Here is a 16,835-nt window from a genome sequence, read left to right as displayed (position 1 = left end):
GGTGGTGTGCCGCCTACGCAGGCGCCCGAACCACCAACACGGTGCCGGGGAACTCTGCGGCGAGCTCGCGCCGCGAATGCTTCACGCAGGCTGTGCCGTAGCCCTTCTTGCGAGATTCCGGCGCGATCCAGATCGCCACGTTGACCTCTTGGCCGTCGAGTTCGCCGAAGACCAGGCCGACGCTCTTCGAGCCGTCACCGGAGACGTCCTCGGCGACGAACCAGGCAGCGGTCTCGTCGTCGATCCGGCCGAGGCCACCGACGCGCTCAGCTTCGATCCGATCCTCGCTCCACGGCTTGCCGTCTTCGCCGAGCTGCTCGCCCGAACGAATCGTGAACAGCGCCTTGTCTTCTGCGCTGTCGCTGAACGGACGCAGGGTGAAGTTCTGCCCGCTGCTCGCGGGACGATCGAGCGTCGTCCATTCGAGAGTGGCGTCGAGATTCTCCAGCTCGCCCTGGATGCGATCGCGCGCAGCCTTGGTGAGCGCACTGAACTTGAGGCTCAGAACTGCTTCGGCATTTGCTTCCGACGTGCCGAGGAGTTCCGCGACGGTGGTTAGTGCCTCCTGGTGGTCCTTGCTGTCGACCACTGCGTCCAGCACCTCGTGGCGACGCTCCAGCGCACGCACGAGGGCTGAGGTGATCTCGCGTCGGTCCAGGATTTGATCTTGAATATGCGTCGTCATATATGCGACTCCTTGCTGTGTTCGAGGCTCTGTCGAAACGCCGTGCGGACCGTACGAGTCAATAGTGCTCCAACTCGCTCGTTATGGCACGTGTTCAGCCTCCGGTGCGGCGAACGAGCCGTTCGTAGCGCTGGCGGGCAGCTTGAGTGCTGCCGAGCCCGAGTCCGAAGGCAATATCTTGCCAGGTCATGCCCCGTTCGCGGGCAATTCCGAGGAACAGCGCTTCCAGCTGTTCCATTTCGGCTCGGGCCTTGGGAATCAGAGTCAACGCAGCCATGACATCGGCGTCGTCGACCTCGGGTTCGTTCGGCTGCGGTGTGTCGGTGCCGCCGGCAAGACGAGCCACGACGCGCACCGCGCCGTAGGGCTCGAGCATCTCCGGATGAGATTGCCGCGCGCGCTGGCTTTGGGTCGCGCCGTGGCGCTCGCTGATCCGAAAGAGTCCGGCGTACTCGCGATGTGCGCGTTCGCGGCCGGAATCGATCGGTCTGAACTGGTCATCGGTCATGAACCCAGGCTGGCACGAACCCGGGCCGATGTAAACGTTTTGTTGTAAACAGTCCGTTTATTTCTTCAGCGGCTCGCACACGATGACGGGAATGACCCGGTCGGTCCAGGCCTGATAGTTGTCGAAATCCGGATACATCGCCGTCAACATCGGCCAAAGCCGAGCGCGCTCGTCCTCGGTGGAGACGCGGGCTTTCATCGATCGGATCCGAGACTTGATCTGCACCGTCACCACCGGGTCCGCCTTGATGTTGAGGTACCACATCGGGTTCTTCGGAAGACCTCCTTGCGACGCCACCAGAATCACGTTCTCGCCGTCCTCGAGGAACAGCAACGGACTGATCCGCTCCTCGCCGGATTTGCGACCGGTGGTGGTGAGCAGGCAGATCGGCAGCCCGCGTGGGAACGCGCTGCCGACCCGCCACTTGCTACCCAGCCGCCCGTCGGTGGCGCGATACATGGCGACGTTTGCCTTCGACATCCACTTGATGATCTTGACCGTCGCCGGAGCGTCGAGTCCCTTGGGTTTAGCTGGGGGAGTAGTCATCTCAGATACGCTCGATGATGGTTCCGGTGGCCAGCGCGCCGCCGGCGCACATCGTGATCAGAGCCGTCGAGCCGTTGCGACGCTCGAGTTCGTGCAGTGCGGTGGTGATCAGTCGAGAGCCCGTGCTGCCAACCGGATGGCCGAGAGCGAGCGCGCCGCCGTTGACATTGACGTTGTCGAAGTCAGGTTCGTGTACCTGAGCCCAGGACAGTGCGACGGACGCGAATGCTTCGTTGATCTCGAACAGATCGAGGTCGCCGATCTTCATTCCGCTCTTCTCCAGGACACGGCTGGTTGCCTGCACCGGTCCGTCGAGGTGGAATTCCGGTTCCGAGCCGACCAGCGCCTGGGCGATGATGCGGGCTCGCGGCTTCAACCCGAGTGCGCGGGCCTTGTCCTCGTCCATGAGCAGGACTGCGGCCGCGCCGTCGGAGATCTGGGAAGACGTTCCGGCCGTGTGAATCCCGCCTTCGAGGACGGGCTTCAGTCGGGCTAGGGACTCGGCCGTCGTATCGCGCAGGCCCTGATCGCGATTGACGAGCTTCGTCTCGCCCGTGAGGTTTCCTTCCTTGTCGACCTGGGGCGCCGAAAGTTCGAGAACCTCGCGGTCGAAACGCCCTTCCTCCCAGGCCTGCTTGGCCAGCGCCTGCGAGCGGACGCCGAGGGCTTCGATGTCGTCGCGGGTCAGTCCGCGTCGACGCGCGATGCGTTCCGCAGCTTCGAACTGGTTGGGCATGTCGATGTCCCACGTCGCCGGCCGACGCGGTCCGGCCTGATCGCCGACGTTGGCGCCGAGGGGAACCTGGCTCATGGCTTCGATGCCGCAGGCGACGCCGGCGTCGATGGCGCCGGTGGCAATCAGTCCGGCGATCAGATGGTTCGCCTGCTGGGCCGAACCACACTGGCAGTCCACGGTGGTTGCGCCGGTCTGCCACGGAAGTCCGGCGTGCAGCCAGGCCGTGCGCGTGATGTTGTTGGACTGAGCGCCGGCCTGGGTGACGCAGCCGCCGATCACCTGCTCGATCAGCAACGGGTCGATTCCCGACCGGTCGAGAACGCCCTTTTGTGCCGCTCCGAGGATCTCGGCGGCGTGCAGACCGGCGAGCCAACCTCCGCGCTTGCCGATCGGTGTACGGACAGCCTCGACGATTACTGGTGTGCCCACAGCGGGCTCCTTTCCTTGTAATGAAAAAGTAGAACAGGTTCTCTGCGGGAAGCAAGACCTGTCGACGTTTCCTTTCCTAGTAAGCAGGCTTGTGTTTCAATGAGAGTAGAACGTGTTACACATCACGGATCCCCATCACCCCTGTGATGAAAAGGCTTAGGGCAGGAGACATCAGTGGCACAGCCCGCATTCCCCGAGGGAATCGACTTCACGGACCCCGACATCTACGCGGAACGCATGCCGTTCGAGGAGTTCGCCGAACTCCGGAAGACGGCCCCCGTGTGGTGGAATCCGCAGCCCCCGGAAATCGGTGGATTCCAGGACGAGGGCTTCTGGGTGGTCACCCGTCATGAAGAGGTCAAGGAGGTCTCGCAGCGAAGCGACATCTTCTCGACCCACGAGAACACTGCGATTCCTCGCTTCGCCGACGACATCCCGCGCGAGAACGTCGAGATGCAGCGATTCATCCTCATCAACAAGGACGCTCCGGAGCACACCAAGCTTCGCAAGCTGGTTTCGCGTGGATTCACCCCGCGAGCCATCAACAGCCTGCGCGAAGAACTGACCGAGCGCGCCGAAAAGATCGTCAAGACTGCGGCTGCCGGTGGTGCCGGAGACTTCGTGGTTCAGGTCGCGTCCGAACTTCCGCTGCAGGCAATCGCCGAGCTTCTCGGTGTGCCGCAGGAAGATCGAATGAAGCTCTTCGACTGGTCCAACCAGATGACGTCCTACGACGACCCCGAGTTCGACATCGACCCGCAGGCAGCGTCGATGGAGATTCTGGGATACGCGTACCAGATGGCGGATCAGCGCAAGAAGTGTCCCGCCGATGACATCGTCACCAAGCTCATCGAAGCTGACATCGACGGAAATGAGCTCTCCCCAGAGGAATTCGGCTTCTTCGTGATTCTGCTTGCGGTCGCGGGTAACGAGACCACTCGCAATGCCATCACACACGGCATGGTTGCCTTCCTCGACAATCCCGACCAGTGGGAGCTGTACAAGAAGGAACGCCCGAAGACTGCGGCCGACGAGATCGTTCGTTGGGCCACCCCGGTGACCTCTTTCCAGCGGACCGCGCTCGAAGACACCGAACTCGGGGGACAGAAGATCAAGAAGGGCGATCGCGTCGTGATGATGTACGCGTCGGCCAACTTCGACGAAGACGTCTTCGAGAACCCCACGAAGTTCGACATCATGCGTGACCCCAATCCGCACCTCGGATTCGGCGGCACGGGTGCGCACTTCTGCATCGGCGCCAACTTGGCTCGTCTCGAAATCGATCTGATCTTCAATGCGATCGCCGATCACCTACCCGATATCACCAGGCTCGGCGATCCCCGTCGCCTGCGCTCGGGCTGGCTCAACGGCATCAAAGAGTTTCAGGTTGATTACAAGACATCGGGCTGCCCGGTCAAACACTGATCCGGACATATACTGACCTGGTAACCGGCGAGTAGGTTCTGTGTAGGTTTTCGGGAGTTGCCTCTGCACTCTCGAACACGCAGAACTACAGTAGACGTTCCGGGGGGCCACTAGTTGGCAACCTGGAACTGCGGCGGCGTCTGCGGGATCCCTCATCTCCCGTAGGCGCCGCCGTTTGTAGTTCAATCTCTAATTCAGCCGCCGTATGGCTTGGTGATCGCTTCCAGGAAATGCCCCGACGGGTCGAGGAAGTAGACCCCACGCCCACCGTCGTTGGTGTTGAAGCCGGTACTCGACTGGCGCGGATCGGCCCAGTGATCAAGTTTCAACGCCTGTATCCGCTGGTAGATGCCGTCGAAGTCATCTTCGGAGACGAGGAAAGCGTAGTGCTGAGACGCAACCTCGGCGCCCTCTTCCACCTGTGCGAAGTCCAGTGTCACCCCGTGCTCGAGTTCGACGCCGAGAAAGTAACCGGCTTCGACCGGGCCTGGCAGACCGAACATGTGAGTGAAGAACCACGCAGACTCTTGGCGGTCTTTTGCGGCGATGATGGTGTGATTGAACGAAATGGTCATGAGTGACCCCTTGCAGTACGACGCCTCCATGCCTGACGCAGTCCGTCATCGACACGCGACGTTGGCAACCAGGAAACCATTTCAGGGTTCTCGGTGCAAGTACGACAGGCTGATTCGAATACGACGAGAGCGGCCCCGGTCGATGACCGGGGCCGCTCTCGTACTGTGGGTTCTCAGGCTTTGCGTGCCGTCTTCATCGCACGGTCCACTTCCCAGAATGCTCGAAGCGACGCGATCTTGCCTGCGTCGTTCACGCGATAGACGAACACGCCCTCGGCGTCGATGATCGAGCCGCCGATGGTGGTCCGGATCTTGCCGATGTTGACGTTCTCGTTGCCGCACACCAGTGAATCGTCGATCAGAAACTCGAGCTTGTCCGCGGTCGCGATCGTCATGTCGTAGAACTTGGAGATCGCTTCGCGTCCGTGATGGCCTTTGCCTTCGGGATCGAATCCCGACGGCCCGACCGGATCCTCCACCCAACCGTCCTCGGCGAAGAGGTCCAGCCAGGCTTCCTTGTTCTTGCCACTCGCTGCGGCGCGCGAAGCGTTACCCGCGACGCGGGCGGGGTGTTCGTCAGTCATCGCGACTCCTCAGTTGATGTACTGCTCGGCGAACTTACGCATCGAATCCTGCTTTGCCTCCAGCGGGGCATCGAAGCCGATTCCGTCGAAAACCCAAGGTACGGTGATGATGTCCGTGACGCCGGCATCTTCGAGTTCTGCGTAACCGTCCTTGCCGAAACGGTCGATGCACACCGTCTGGATTTCGAACGGCTCGTTCTCGCGGCCGTACTCGGCGCGCAGTTCGCGTAGTCGTGCGATCACACCCACCAGGTCGTCGAACTTGATCATCGCCGAGGTCCAACCGTCGCCGACTCGCGCAGCACGCTTGAGTGCCACCTCGGTGTGGCCGCCGACGTAGAACGGAACCGGCTTGGTGGGAGCTGGACTCATCTGCAGGCGATCGAAATCGAAGAACTCGCCGTGATACTCGACCATCCCGCCGCCGAGAATAAGTTTGAGAACGTCGATCATCTCGTCCACTCGGGCGCCGCGACGCTTGTACGGAGCGCCGCACCACTCGAACTCTTCGGGAGCCCAACCGATTCCGACGCCGAAGCCGAAACGGTTGTTCGTCAATGCCGCTACAGATCCGACCTGCCGCGCGAGCAGGACCGGATTGCGGCTACCCAGCTTGAGCACCTGGGTGTAGAACTCGATCTTCTCGGTCACCGCGCCCATTGCAGCTGCGGCGATCAGCGGATCGACCCAGGGGGTCTCGGCATTCCACATCCGAGACCCGTCCGGGGTGTATGGGTAATCCGCCGCCTGCGTTTCCATGAAGAACAGTGAATCGGGGAGAGCGATCGACGAAAAGCCGCATTCTTCGGCCGTTTTGGCGATACCGGCTAACTGGTCCAAGGGGTTCATGGCAACCCCGACGGTGTACTTCATCTTCGGCCTCTTCCTGATCGGCGTGTGTGCTGCTGTTACGTGGTGGGACGTTCGGAGCCGACGACCCACATCGAGAAGTACTGCGAGCCACCGCCGTAGGCATGGCCGAGAGCCTTGCGCGCGTCGGCCACCTGGTGATCGCCGGCGCGGTGCATGACCTGCATCGCCGACTCGGCAAAACGGATCATGCCCGAGGCGCCGATCGGGTTGGAAGAGAGAACACCGCCCGAGGCATTGACCGGGAGCTTGCCGCCGATCGCGGTTTCGCCGGCCTCGGTCAGCTTCCATCCCTGGCCTTCCTCCGCGAAACCGAGGTTCTCGAGCCACATCGGCTCGAACCACGAGAACGGGACATAGATTTCGGCGCAGTCGATTTCGTTGAGCGGATCGGTGATTCCCGCGGACTTCCACAGCGCGGCCGCGGCGTCACGGCCGGCCTGCGGATTGACCTGATCGCGTCCGGCATAGAAGGTCGGCTCGGTGCGCATCGCCGTCGCGTGGATCCACGCGACCGAACGACCCTCGGCCTCGACCTGTGCGGCCGCTTCCTCGTTGCCGATCACCAGAGCGCACGCGCCGTCCGAGGACGGGCAGGTCTCGTCGTAGCGGATCGGATCCCAGAGCATCTGAGATGCCTGCACCGATTCGAAGGTGATGTCCGGCTGCCGCAGGTGCGCATACGGATTGAGGCTGCCGTTGAGCCGATCTTTCACCGCGACGAGGTAGCCGATGTGCTCCGGTGCGCCCGATCGACGAATGTACGAACGGACGTGCGGGGCGAAGTATCCACCGGCGCCGGCGCCAACAGGCATGTTGAACGGTACCGGTGTGGACAGCGCCCACATGGCGTTCGACTCGGACTGCTTCTCCCAGGAAACCGTCAGAACGCGCTTGTGGACACCGGATTTGACCAGGCTGGAGGCGACGATAGCCGTCGAACCACCCACCGAGCCGGCAGTGTGAACACGCAGCAACGGCTTTCCGTTGGCGCCAAGGGCATCCGACATGGCGAGTTCGGGCATCATCGAACCCTCGAACAGGTCGGGGGCCTTTCCGATGACGACGGCGTCGATGTCGTCCCAGCCGACGTTGGCGTCGAGCATCGCGGCGTCGATGGCTTCACGAACCAAGCCCGCCATCGAGACATCATGACGCTTTGCGACGTAGTGAGTTTGGCCGGTGCCGAGCACGGCCGCGAGTTGAGGCGTTCCGGCCATCAGTTCCGTCCCTCCAAGACTGCTACCAGGTTCTGCTGCAGCACAGGGCCGCTTGTTGCATGGGCCAGAGCGCGATTCGCCTGGCCGTCGAAGATTGCCTTGGCGGCGTGGCCGATTCGTTCCAGACCACCGGCGAACAGTGGGTTGCCGCTGAGCGGACCGCCGGACGGATTGATCGTGGTGGCGTCGGTCAGGCCGATCGCTTCCTTCAAGATCAATTCCTGGTGAGTGAACGGTGCGTGCAGTTCGGCGACGTCGATGTTGCCGACCTCGCCGCCCGTTGCCGCCTTGGCTGCCGACGTAGTGGACGGTGAGGTGGTCAGGTCACGTGCACCCAGGTTGGGGGAGTCGATGCGATGCTCGAGTCCGGTGATCCACGCCGGCCGATCGCAGAGATCGCGGGCGCGATTGCCCGAGGCCAGGACGATTGCTGCCGCACCATCGGTGATGGGCGCACAATCGTGTGCGCGCAACGGATCTGCGAGGAACGGGCTGGCGAGTAGTGCCTCGATGTCGACCTCGCCCGCGAGCTGAGCCTTCGGATTACTCAGCGCGTGACGACGGCTGCGAGCGGCAACCTCCGCCATGTCCTCTTGCGTCCACTTACCCGCGTCGAGTCCGAGTCGGGCTTGAAGTCCGGCGATCGAGACGGAGTCCGGCCACAGCGGAGTGACGAGGTACGGATCGAGCTGCATGGACAGGATCTTGCGCAGGTGCCCGGCGGAGGATTTGCCGAAGCCGTACACCAGCGCGGTCTCGACCTCGCCGGTCAAGATCTTGATCCACGCTTCGTAGAAGGCCCACGCAGCATCCATCTCGACGTGAGATTCGTTGATCGGCGGGACCGCTCCGATGGAGTCGATGGCCGAGATGAAGGAGAACGCTCGACCGGCCAGGTAATCGGAAGATCCGGAGCACCAGAAGCCGATGTCGGACTTGGTGATTCCCAGATCGCTGTAGAGCTGCTGGAAGCACGGGACGAGCATCTCGACGCCGTTGGTGGTGCCGTTGGTTTCGCGGACGTGGGGTGCCTGAGCAAAGCCCACGACTGCGATGTCTGCAGAAGTCATTTCAGGAGCCTCACAGGTGGTGTTGGAAGGTGGAGTACTCGGCGTCGGGTTCACCTGTCGGCCGGAAGTATTCGATGTTCTCGAGGGTGTAACCCCACTCTTCGCGAGGCTTCCACTTGGCTTCGACGCGCATGCCCATGCGTACGTCCGCGGCATCACATTCGAGGATCAAGTGCAGGAACGGAATGTCAGCCCCGTCGAGAAGCACGTAGGCGGCCACGTAGGGCGGTTTGATTCGCTGCCCGAGGAACGGGACGTTGACGATGCAGAAGGTGGTGACAATTCCCTTGTCGGGCAGTTCGATCTGCTCGCTCGTCGGCTTCCCGTTGGTGGGATTCGCGCCGCGCGGTGGGATGTAGATCTTGTCTTCGGGTCCGCTGCGACCACCGATCAGCTTGCCTTCTGCGAGACCACGGAGGTAGAAGCTCTCCTCGGCCGAAGCGGAATGCATGAAGTGCAGGTCGACAGGCGTCGTGATCATGGTGACAGGATCGGCGGTGGAATCGACTGTCGCGATTCCATTTTCGCTCTCACCTGGTTCGAAGCACTCGATGTCCTTGATCTGCCCGATCCGCTCCGACGCCCAGCGAGCACGAACCCGCAGGCCGGTGCTGATGTCGTCGGGGGAGTCGACGTCGACCGCGTGGAGCATGGACGTGTCCGCGCCGTCGAGCTTGATCAGGGCCCACGCGAAAGGCTTCGTCAGGGGTTGACCCTCGATGGGTTCGGGCATCCACGTCCAACTCACGACCGTTCCGCCGTCGGAGACTCCGACGAAGTCGGTCAGTGGTTCGGCCGTATCCGGATCGAATTCCGGTGGCGGCACGAAGACACGACCGTTCGACCCACGTGCGCCGATCACCTTGCGATCACGCAGGGCAGTCACGAACGCGCCGATGGTCGGTCCCGTCGATCTGGTGTAGTCGAAATGGAGATTCAATGGTGCGCTCAGGGGCTTGTCGGCCACCCCGCTCTTTCCGATGGTCACAAGATCGAGTAGAACAGGTTCTAGAGATTGTGGCAAGAGTCACTTCTGATCACCGGCAATGTGGAGGCCTGCGATGAAGCTTGGGTTGCAACTCGGATACTGGGGCGCACAGCCGCCGGCAAACGCCCCGGAACTGATCGAGGCCGCGGAAGGCGCGGGATTCGACGCGGTCTTCGCGGCGGAGTCGTGGGGCTCGGACGCCTTCACCCCGCTTGCCTGGTGGGGATCTCGGACCGAGAACGTCCGTCTCGGCACGTCCGTCGTACAGATTTCGGCACGAACACCGACCAGCTGTGCCATGCACGCGCTCACTCTCGATCACCTCAACGGTGGGCGAACGATCCTCGGGCTCGGCGTATCCGGCCCGCAGGTCGTCGAAGGTTGGTACGGCCAGCCATTCGAGAAGCCGCTCGCGCGCACCCGCGAATACGTCTCGATCGTGCGCCAGGTCCTCGCCCGTGAAGCGCCCGTCACCAGCCCCGGCCCCCACTACCCTCTGCCGTATGCGGGGCCGGGCAGTTCGGGACTTGGCAAGCCGCTCAAGCCCATTACGCACCCGCTGCGTGCGGACATCCCGATCTGGCTCGGCGCCGAAGGGCCGAAGAACGTCGCGCTCGCCGGTGAAATCGCCGACGGGTGGCTGGCGATCTACTACACCCCGCGCCTGGCCCCGATGTACAACAAGTGGCTCGACGAAGGCTTCGCTCGCGCCGGGGCCCGTCGTAGTCGCGAAGACTTCGAGGTGGCCGCCACGTGCCAGGTCATCGTGACCGACGATCGTGCCGCCGCCATCGCCGCTCTCAAGCCGATGACCGCCCTCTACGTCGGCGGAATGGGCGCCCCGGAGTTGAACTTTCACGCACAGGTCTACAAGCGGATGGGCTACGAGAAGGAGGTCGACGAGATCGGTCGCCTCTTCATGTCGGGTCGCAAGGACGAAGCTGCTGCCGTCGTCCCCGACGAGATGGTCACCGAGACCATGATCATCGGCAACGTCGACGAGGTGCGCGCAGACGTGAAGCGTTGGGAGGAAGCCGGAGTCACGATGCTGCTGGTGACCTGCCGCGACGCCGACCATGTGCGAGAGCTCGCGGCCGCGGTCGGTGGTTGAGCGGGGCACCCCCTTTTTTCGAGCGAACGGAATGCTCGAGCACTAATTTCCCAACCTCAGTGCCGCCGCCAGCCTCCTGCCACATCGCGTGAACGTATCGCTGCCCTTCTCTGACAAGGGGAGCGATACGTTCACAGGGCGGAGGGTTATCCACAGGTCGGTGTAAATGCCTGATTGGCAAGGGCCTGCGCGGCCGGGAAAGCCCATGATGTCTCCATGAGAAGGGGCGAATGGGGAGACGATCCGAGTGTGCTGATCGTTGCGAGCACGGATGGCGTAATTCGCGTGGCAGAGCTGACCAGATTGGGTGTGTCGGACACAGCGATTGCCGGGCGATGCCGCACGGGCGGTACTTGGCAGCGAATGCTTCCCGGCATAGTTCTGCTGGGGAACGGTTATCCGACGCCGCGACAGCGCACGATCGCTGCATTGATGTTCTGCGGCCGCGGATCGATGGTCACTGGAAAAGCCGCTATGGCGCAGCATGGCTATCGTCCGCACTCCGGCGAGGTTCAAATCTTGATGCCCATGCATCGCAGGGTGCAATCGACCGGATTCGTCGTGGTCGAAAGGACTGTAAGGCTGCCGACGCCACTGACACGTAGCGGAATTGATTGCGCGCCACTGGTTCGGGCGGTACTCGATGCTGCACGGCGATGCAAGACTTTGGATAGTGCTCGCGCGTTGATTGCAGACGTCGTTCAACGAGGTGACGTTGTGGTTCGTGATCTGTCCAAAGAGTTGGAAGCCGGAAGTATTCGCGGTAGCGCGTTGCCCCGCAAAGTTTTGCGGGAGGTGGATGCCAACGTGCATTCGGTGCCGGAGGCAGAGGCCCGCGAGCTCTGGAGGAGAACCGGGCTGCCCGAAATGGTATTCAACCGTGAGATCTGCGACGCAAATGGGAAATTCATTGCAATGCCCGACGGGTGGATCGATTCTGTGGCTTTTGCGTGGGACATCGATTCACTGGACTGGCATCTGTCACCTGGGGACTACCGGGCGACGGTCGAGCGTCGGACTCGTATGCAGAACGCGGGCATCATCGTGCTTCCGACTGTGCCGAGCGCGTTGCGCGCAGAGCCCGAGCGCGTGATAAGCGACCTGCGTGCGCATTTTGCGCTGGCCGCGTCACGGCCGCGTCCGAGGGTGTCAATCAGTGCCAGACCCGGAGGGTGAACGTATCGCTCCCCTTGTCAGACAAGGGGAGCGATACGTTCACGCGATCGGGGAGCGGTGGTGCGCAGAGCGGTGGTGTGGGGAGCGGTGCTGTGCAGAGTGGGACGGGATAGGGCACCGGTGCACCGAGAGGGGGAAAGGGGGGTGGGTCGGACAACCCTGACTCAGACACCCTTGAACTGGGGCGCCCGCTTCTCACCGAAGGCTCGCGGGCCCTCCTTGGCGTCCGCGCTCATGAACACCTTCATGCCCAGCTGCGCGTCGATCTGGAAGGCCTCTTCCTCGTGCATACCCTCGGTGTCGCGGATGGTCTTGAGAATCGCCTGCACGGCGAGGGGGCCGTTTGCACTGATCAGGTCCGCGAGCTCCAGCGCCTTGTCGAGGGCCTGACCGTCCGGGACGACGTGGCCGATGAGCCCGATCTCCTTGGCCTCCGGAGCCTTGATGTGACGACCGGTGAGCAGGATGTCGGCTGCGATCGTGTACGGAATCTGTCGAACGAGACGCACCGCGGAACCGCCGAGCGGGAAGAGCCCCCACTTGGCTTCGGAGACGCCGAACTTGGCGCTCTCGCCCGCGACGCGGATGTCGGTGCCCTGCAGGATTTCGGTTCCGCCGGCGATGGCTGCACCCTCGACCGCAGCGATCAGCGGCTTGGTCAACCGGCGACCCTTGAGTAGACCTTCGATCTTGGACATGTCGACGCCGCCGCCCGCGAAGGAATCTCCCGGAGGCTTGGCGGACATGTTCTTGAGGTCGGCGCCGGCGCAGAAGTCGCCGCCAGCTCCGGTGAGGATCGCGACGCGGATTTCGGGGTCGTTGTCGACCTGATCCCAGGCGTCGACCATGATCGCCATCATTTCGCCGGTGATGGCGTTCTTACGTTCGGGGCGATTCATGGTCACGATGAGAACGTGGCCACGCTTCTCCACGAGGCAATGCGGCGCGGTTTCCGAAATGTCTGATTTTTCGGTCGTCGAAGTGGACACTGATGGCTCCTGGCGGGTCTGTGAGCTGGCTCTCAAATTGGGTCTTGCCAGAAACGGTAACACGTTCTACTTTGAACTCGTGGCCCTTAACATCGCAGACTTCGTAGAGCACGCAATCGACCTCGTTCCGGACCGCGTTGCGCTGGTCTCGGACAACCGCGAGATGACTTATGCGCAGTTGGAGGACCGAGCAAACCGCCTCGGTCACTACCTGCGTGAACATGGCGTTCAGCCGGGTGACAAGGTCGGCATCTACTGCCGGAACGTCATCGAGGCGATCGAGGCCATGGTCGCCGTTTTCAAAATCCGGGCCGTGATGGTCAACATCAACTACCGGTACGTCGAGAACGAGTTGCAGTACATCTTCGACAACTCCGACATGGTTGCGCTCATTCATGAGCGCCGCTACTCGGACAAGGTCGCGAACGTCCTGCCGAATACTCCCAAGGTCAAGTCCGTCATCGTGGTCGAGGACGGCACCGATCTGGACTTCAGTGCTTTCGGCATCGGCTACGAGGACGCACTCGCGCAGAGTTCGGGTGAGCGTGATTTCGAAGAGCGCAGCAACGACGACATCTTCATGCTCTACACCGGCGGCACCACCGGAAGTCCCAAGGGCGTCATGTGGCGCCACGAGGACTGGTGGCGTGTTCTCGGCGGCGGCATCAACTTCGTGACCGGAGTTCCGGTCGAGGACGAGTACGAGATGGCGAAGGTCGGCGCAGCCAACCCGAGCATGATCCGCTACCCGATTCCCCCGATGATTCACGGTGGTTCGCAGTCTGCGGTGTTCCACAGCCTCTTCGGAGGCGGAACCTGTTTGATGCACCCGGAATTCGACGCCCACGAGGTGTGGCAGAACATCGACAAGCACAAGGTCAACCTGATCTTCATCACGGGTGACGCGATGGGCCGTCCGATGCTCGACGCACTGATCGCCGGCAATCCAAAGACGGGTGAGCCGTACGATCTTTCGACGCTCTACGTGATGGCCAGCAGTGCTGCACTCTTCTCGCCGAGCATCCAGGAGCAGTTCCTCGAACTGTTGCCCAACCGCCTGCTGACCGACTCCATCGGAGCATCCGAGACCGGCTTCGGCGGACTCGCCGTGCTGAGCAAGGGTCAGAAGCACACTGGCGGTCCGACGGTCAAGATCGACGCCTCCACAACGGTTCTCGACGACGACGGCAACGAGGTCGAACCAGGATCGGGCAAGCGCGGCATGCTCGCGCGCAAGGGCAACATCCCGCTCGGCTACTACAAGGACGAGGTCAAGACGGCCGAAACCTTCCGCACCATCAATGGCGTTCGCTACTCGATCCCCGGCGACTATGCGCAGGTCGAAGCCGACGGCACGGTCACGATGCTCGGCCGCGGTTCGGTGTCCATCAACAGCGGCGGTGAGAAGGTTTACCCGGAAGAGGTCGAAGGCGCTTTGAAGGCGCACCCGGACATCTTCGACGTGCTGGTGGTCGGTATCCCCGACGAGCGCTTCGGTCAGCGGGTTGCCGCAGTGGTTCAGGTACGTGAAGGCACGTCGCCGACGTTGCACGACATCGCCACCGCAGCGCGCAAAGAGATTGCCGGATACAAGGTTCCGCGCAGTGTGTGGTTCGTCGACCAGATCAAGCGCAATCCGGCCGGCAAGCCCGACTACCGCTGGGCGAAGGCCGAAACGGAATCGCGCGAGGCCGATGATCACAACGGAAACGGCGCTCCTGTGTCGTCCGCAAACGAAAGCGTGGAAGCCTGATGCGTTCGGATCTCGCCGACAAGTTCGGCATCGAATACCCGATCTTCGGATTCACTCCTTCCGAGCACGTCGCGGCCGCCATCAGTCGCGCGGGTGGTCTCGGTGTGCTCGGTTGTGTCCGGTTCAACGACCCGGAAGAACTCGAAGCCGCACTGACGTGGATGGACGAGAACACAGACGGTAAGCCGTACGGCGTCGACATCGTCATGCCGGCCAAGGTGCCGACAGAGGGCGGCGCCGTCGATCTCGACAAGCTGATTCCGGAGGAGCACCGCGCCTTCGTCAACCGCACGCTCGACGAGCTCGGTGTGCCGCCGCTTTCCGACGACGTCGAGCATGCGACCGGCGTACTGGGATGGCTTCACTCGGTGGCGCGGTCTCACGTCGATGTTGCTCTGGGACACCGGATCGCGTTGATTGCGAATGCACTGGGATCGCCGCCGAAGGACGTCATCGATCAGGCACACGAGAAAGGCGTTCCGGTAGCAGCACTGGCCGGCGCCGTCGAGCACGCACGTCGTCACGTCGAGAACGGTGTCGACATCGTGATCGCGCAGGGCTACGAGGCCGGCGGTCACACCGGCGAAATTGCCTCGATGGTTCTCGTTCCGGAAATCGTTGATGCACTGGGCGATTCAGCTGCTGTACTGGCTGCCGGCGGTATCGGCAGCGGCCGTCAGGTAGCTGCTGCACTTGCACTCGGTGCGTCCGGAGTGTGGATGGGCTCGTACTGGCTCACCACATCCGAATACAAACTCGGCAGTGCGTCGGGCGAAGGCCCGTCCGCTATTCAGCGTGCACTGTTGGGCGCGACGTCGGCCGACACCGTACGTTCGCGCATCTACTCGGGTAAGCCCGCTCGGTTGCTCAAGACCAAGTGGACGGAAGCCTGGTCGAACCCGGGAGCACCGGCGCCCTTGCCGATGCCGCTGCAGAACCTGCTGGTCAGCGACGCTCATCAGAGAATCGCTGCATCGGAGAACCCGGAAGTTGTGGCAATGCCCGTCGGTCAGATCGTGGGACGGATGAACGAGATCCGACCGGTCGCCGAGGTCATGGCAGAGCTGGTGTCGGGGTTCGAGGACGCGCGAACCCGACTGGATTCGATGAAGTAGTAGATGACACGTACGTATGCCCTCGGCCGAGTTTCGGCCGAGGGCATACGTCGTTTCAGCCGGCGAGGTCGTCCGGTCCGACGCTGTCCGACAACCATTCTCCGCGGCTGAGGGCGCCGTCGTCGCGGCGACGTGCGATCACGAAAATGACCAGGGCGGCAGCGAGGACAACTGCGAGAACGCGCGAAGGCGTCAGGTTCGGGTTCTTCATACCCGTAATTTTGCCGGAAGAACGGGCGCGATGGTGAGACAGCGGAGCAAAATCACGCGTTTCGAAACTACTGCGCTTCGGAAGCATGAAGGCCGGCGATCCGCTCGCGCAGGCCACCGAAGTGCACATCGAGAGTGTGCGCCGCCTCGACGGCATCACCCGTACGGATCGCGTCGAGAATCGCACGATGCTTCGACGCGATGTCGATCAGTGGTGTATCCGAATGCCCGATAGCCTGCTGGATCTCGCTGTACACCTGCCAGAAGACGTCCATCAACTGAGCGAGGACCTGGTTGTCGAGCGGGGAGTACAGGCGGGAATGGAAGGTCGCGTCGATGTCGGAGAAGTTCTTCCCGGCGGCGGCACGGACCTCCATGCCGGTGACGAGTTCGTCGAGGTCGGCGTGGTCGGCCGACGTCATCTCGGCCATCGCCGCACCGATCAGTCCGGTCTCGAGTGCCTGACGAATGTCGACCAGTTCCATCGCCTCGTGCCCGGTGCCCTGCAACGACAACCGGCCACGGAAGGTCAGGCCGTCGGCGAGAGCGTCGAAGTTGCTCGGGGCGACGAACATTCCGAAACCGTGACGGATCTCGACGACGCCCAAGGCCTGCAGAACCTTGAGTGCCTCGCGGAGCGTGTTCCGGCCGATTCCCAACTCTTCGGACAGTTCGGCCTCGGTGGGCATCGGGTCGCCGGGGGAGAGTCTGCGTTCGAGGATCAAGTTCATGATGTCCGTCTGAAGTGCGCGCATGCGGTTTTGCGCGCTGAAACGAGCGCCCTGTGTGCCACTCCGGACAGACATCGATTCCCCTTTTCTGATACGAACGTCCTTCATCCTATG

At 62.5% G+C, this 16,835-nt stretch carries 18 protein-coding genes; 5 read left to right on the top strand and 13 right to left on the bottom strand.

From position 1 onward, the window contains the following. Nucleotides 1-13: 13 nt before the first annotated feature. The 4 genes from RE4_RS08280 to RE4_RS08265 all read right to left on the bottom strand — a co-directional run bounded on the left by RE4_RS08280 (nt 14) and on the right by RE4_RS08265 (nt 2,904). Nucleotides 14-685 (bottom strand): GNAT family N-acetyltransferase, encoded by a 672-nt coding sequence (locus RE4_RS08280; RefSeq protein WP_060938400.1) that lies wholly within the window; start codon nt 683-685, stop codon nt 14-16. Between the two features lie 94 nt (nt 686-779). Further along, nucleotides 780-1,193 carry a hypothetical protein gene (locus RE4_RS08275; RefSeq protein ID WP_021342917.1) on the bottom strand — a complete coding sequence of 138 codons (414 nt, stop codon included), beginning with the start codon at nt 1,191-1,193 and terminating at the stop codon, nt 780-782. A gap of 57 nt (nt 1,194-1,250) precedes the next feature. Further along, nucleotides 1,251-1,739, bottom strand: coding sequence for a nitroreductase family deazaflavin-dependent oxidoreductase (locus tag RE4_RS08270; protein WP_030534715.1), 489 nt, complete (start codon nt 1,737-1,739; stop codon nt 1,251-1,253). Between the two features lies 1 nt (nt 1,740). Beyond that, nucleotides 1,741-2,904: a steroid 3-ketoacyl-CoA thiolase gene (locus RE4_RS08265; protein ID WP_060938399.1), complete on the bottom strand. Its 1,164-nt coding sequence runs from the start codon at nt 2,902-2,904 to the stop codon at nt 1,741-1,743. Nucleotides 2,905-3,078: 174 nt separating this feature from the next. Here RE4_RS08265 and RE4_RS08260 point away from each other — a divergent pair, with 174 nt between their 5' ends. Continuing rightward, a complete protein-coding gene (locus RE4_RS08260) occupies nt 3,079-4,329 on the top strand; it encodes a cytochrome P450 (protein WP_003945573.1) in 1,251 nt (416 codons plus the stop codon). A gap of 194 nt (nt 4,330-4,523) precedes the next feature. On the opposite strand, the gene RE4_RS08255 is transcribed toward RE4_RS08260, so the two are convergent. From RE4_RS08255 to RE4_RS08230, 6 genes are all read right to left on the bottom strand, one after another. Further along, nucleotides 4,524-4,904, bottom strand: coding sequence for a VOC family protein (locus RE4_RS08255; RefSeq protein WP_020906296.1), 381 nt, complete (start codon nt 4,902-4,904; stop codon nt 4,524-4,526). A 173-nt stretch (nt 4,905-5,077) separates the two neighbouring features. Then, complete coding sequence (locus RE4_RS08250; protein WP_019746977.1) at nt 5,078-5,488, bottom strand: nuclear transport factor 2 family protein; 411 nt, start codon at nt 5,486-5,488, stop codon at nt 5,078-5,080. 9 nt (nt 5,489-5,497) lie between these two features. Further along, complete coding sequence (locus RE4_RS08245) at nt 5,498-6,361, bottom strand: TIGR03619 family F420-dependent LLM class oxidoreductase (protein WP_019746978.1); 864 nt, start codon at nt 6,359-6,361, stop codon at nt 5,498-5,500. A gap of 35 nt (nt 6,362-6,396) precedes the next feature. Continuing rightward, a complete protein-coding gene (locus tag RE4_RS08240) occupies nt 6,397-7,578 on the bottom strand; it encodes a thiolase family protein (protein WP_003945946.1) in 1,182 nt (393 codons plus the stop codon). Then, a complete protein-coding gene (locus RE4_RS08235; protein WP_047889541.1) occupies nt 7,578-8,648 on the bottom strand; it encodes a thiolase family protein in 1,071 nt (356 codons plus the stop codon). Before RE4_RS08235 ends, RE4_RS08240 begins: the two co-directional genes overlap by 1 nt. A gap of 10 nt (nt 8,649-8,658) precedes the next feature. Continuing rightward, nucleotides 8,659-9,636 carry a Zn-ribbon domain-containing OB-fold protein gene (locus RE4_RS08230; protein ID WP_021342921.1) on the bottom strand — a complete coding sequence of 326 codons (978 nt, stop codon included), beginning with the start codon at nt 9,634-9,636 and terminating at the stop codon, nt 8,659-8,661. A 73-nt stretch (nt 9,637-9,709) separates the two neighbouring features. Here RE4_RS08230 and RE4_RS08225 point away from each other — a divergent pair, with 73 nt between their 5' ends. After that, nucleotides 9,710-10,747: an LLM class F420-dependent oxidoreductase gene (locus RE4_RS08225; protein ID WP_019746980.1), complete on the top strand. Its 1,038-nt coding sequence runs from the start codon at nt 9,710-9,712 to the stop codon at nt 10,745-10,747. Nucleotides 10,748-10,963: 216 nt separating this feature from the next. After that, complete coding sequence (locus RE4_RS08220) at nt 10,964-11,923, top strand: hypothetical protein (RefSeq protein WP_019746981.1); 960 nt, start codon at nt 10,964-10,966, stop codon at nt 11,921-11,923. Between the two features lie 164 nt (nt 11,924-12,087). Here the strand turns inward: RE4_RS08220 and RE4_RS08215 are convergent, their stop codons facing one another. After that, nucleotides 12,088-12,912 (bottom strand): crotonase/enoyl-CoA hydratase family protein, encoded by an 825-nt coding sequence (locus tag RE4_RS08215; protein ID WP_007734275.1) that lies wholly within the window; start codon nt 12,910-12,912, stop codon nt 12,088-12,090. A gap of 79 nt (nt 12,913-12,991) precedes the next feature. Between RE4_RS08215 and RE4_RS08210 the strand changes: the two genes are divergently transcribed. After that, on the top strand, nt 12,992-14,665 hold the full coding sequence (locus RE4_RS08210) for an acyl-CoA synthetase (RefSeq protein WP_060938398.1): 1,674 nt from the start codon (nt 12,992-12,994) through the stop codon (nt 14,663-14,665). Then, a complete protein-coding gene (locus RE4_RS08205) occupies nt 14,665-15,780 on the top strand; it encodes an NAD(P)H-dependent flavin oxidoreductase (RefSeq protein ID WP_003945863.1) in 1,116 nt (371 codons plus the stop codon). The genes RE4_RS08210 and RE4_RS08205 overlap by 1 nt, the downstream gene beginning before the upstream one ends. Nucleotides 15,781-15,835: 55 nt before the next feature. On the opposite strand, the gene RE4_RS31270 is transcribed toward RE4_RS08205, so the two are convergent. Both RE4_RS31270 and RE4_RS08200 read right to left on the bottom strand, forming a co-directional pair. After that, nucleotides 15,836-15,991 (bottom strand): hypothetical protein, encoded by a 156-nt coding sequence (locus RE4_RS31270; protein WP_019746984.1) that lies wholly within the window; start codon nt 15,989-15,991, stop codon nt 15,836-15,838. 67 nt (nt 15,992-16,058) lie between these two features. Beyond that, on the bottom strand, nt 16,059-16,796 hold the full coding sequence (locus RE4_RS08200) for a FadR/GntR family transcriptional regulator (protein WP_024487763.1): 738 nt from the start codon (nt 16,794-16,796) through the stop codon (nt 16,059-16,061). Between the last annotated feature and the right edge of the window lie 39 nt (nt 16,797-16,835).

The sequence above is a fragment of the Rhodococcus erythropolis NBRC 15567 genome (assembly GCF_001552595.1).
Classification (GTDB): Bacteria; Actinomycetota; Actinomycetes; order Mycobacteriales; family Mycobacteriaceae; genus Rhodococcus_F; species Rhodococcus_F erythropolis.
Note: the sequence above shows the minus strand (reverse complement) of the source record. Positions and strands in the feature narration are given on the sequence as shown.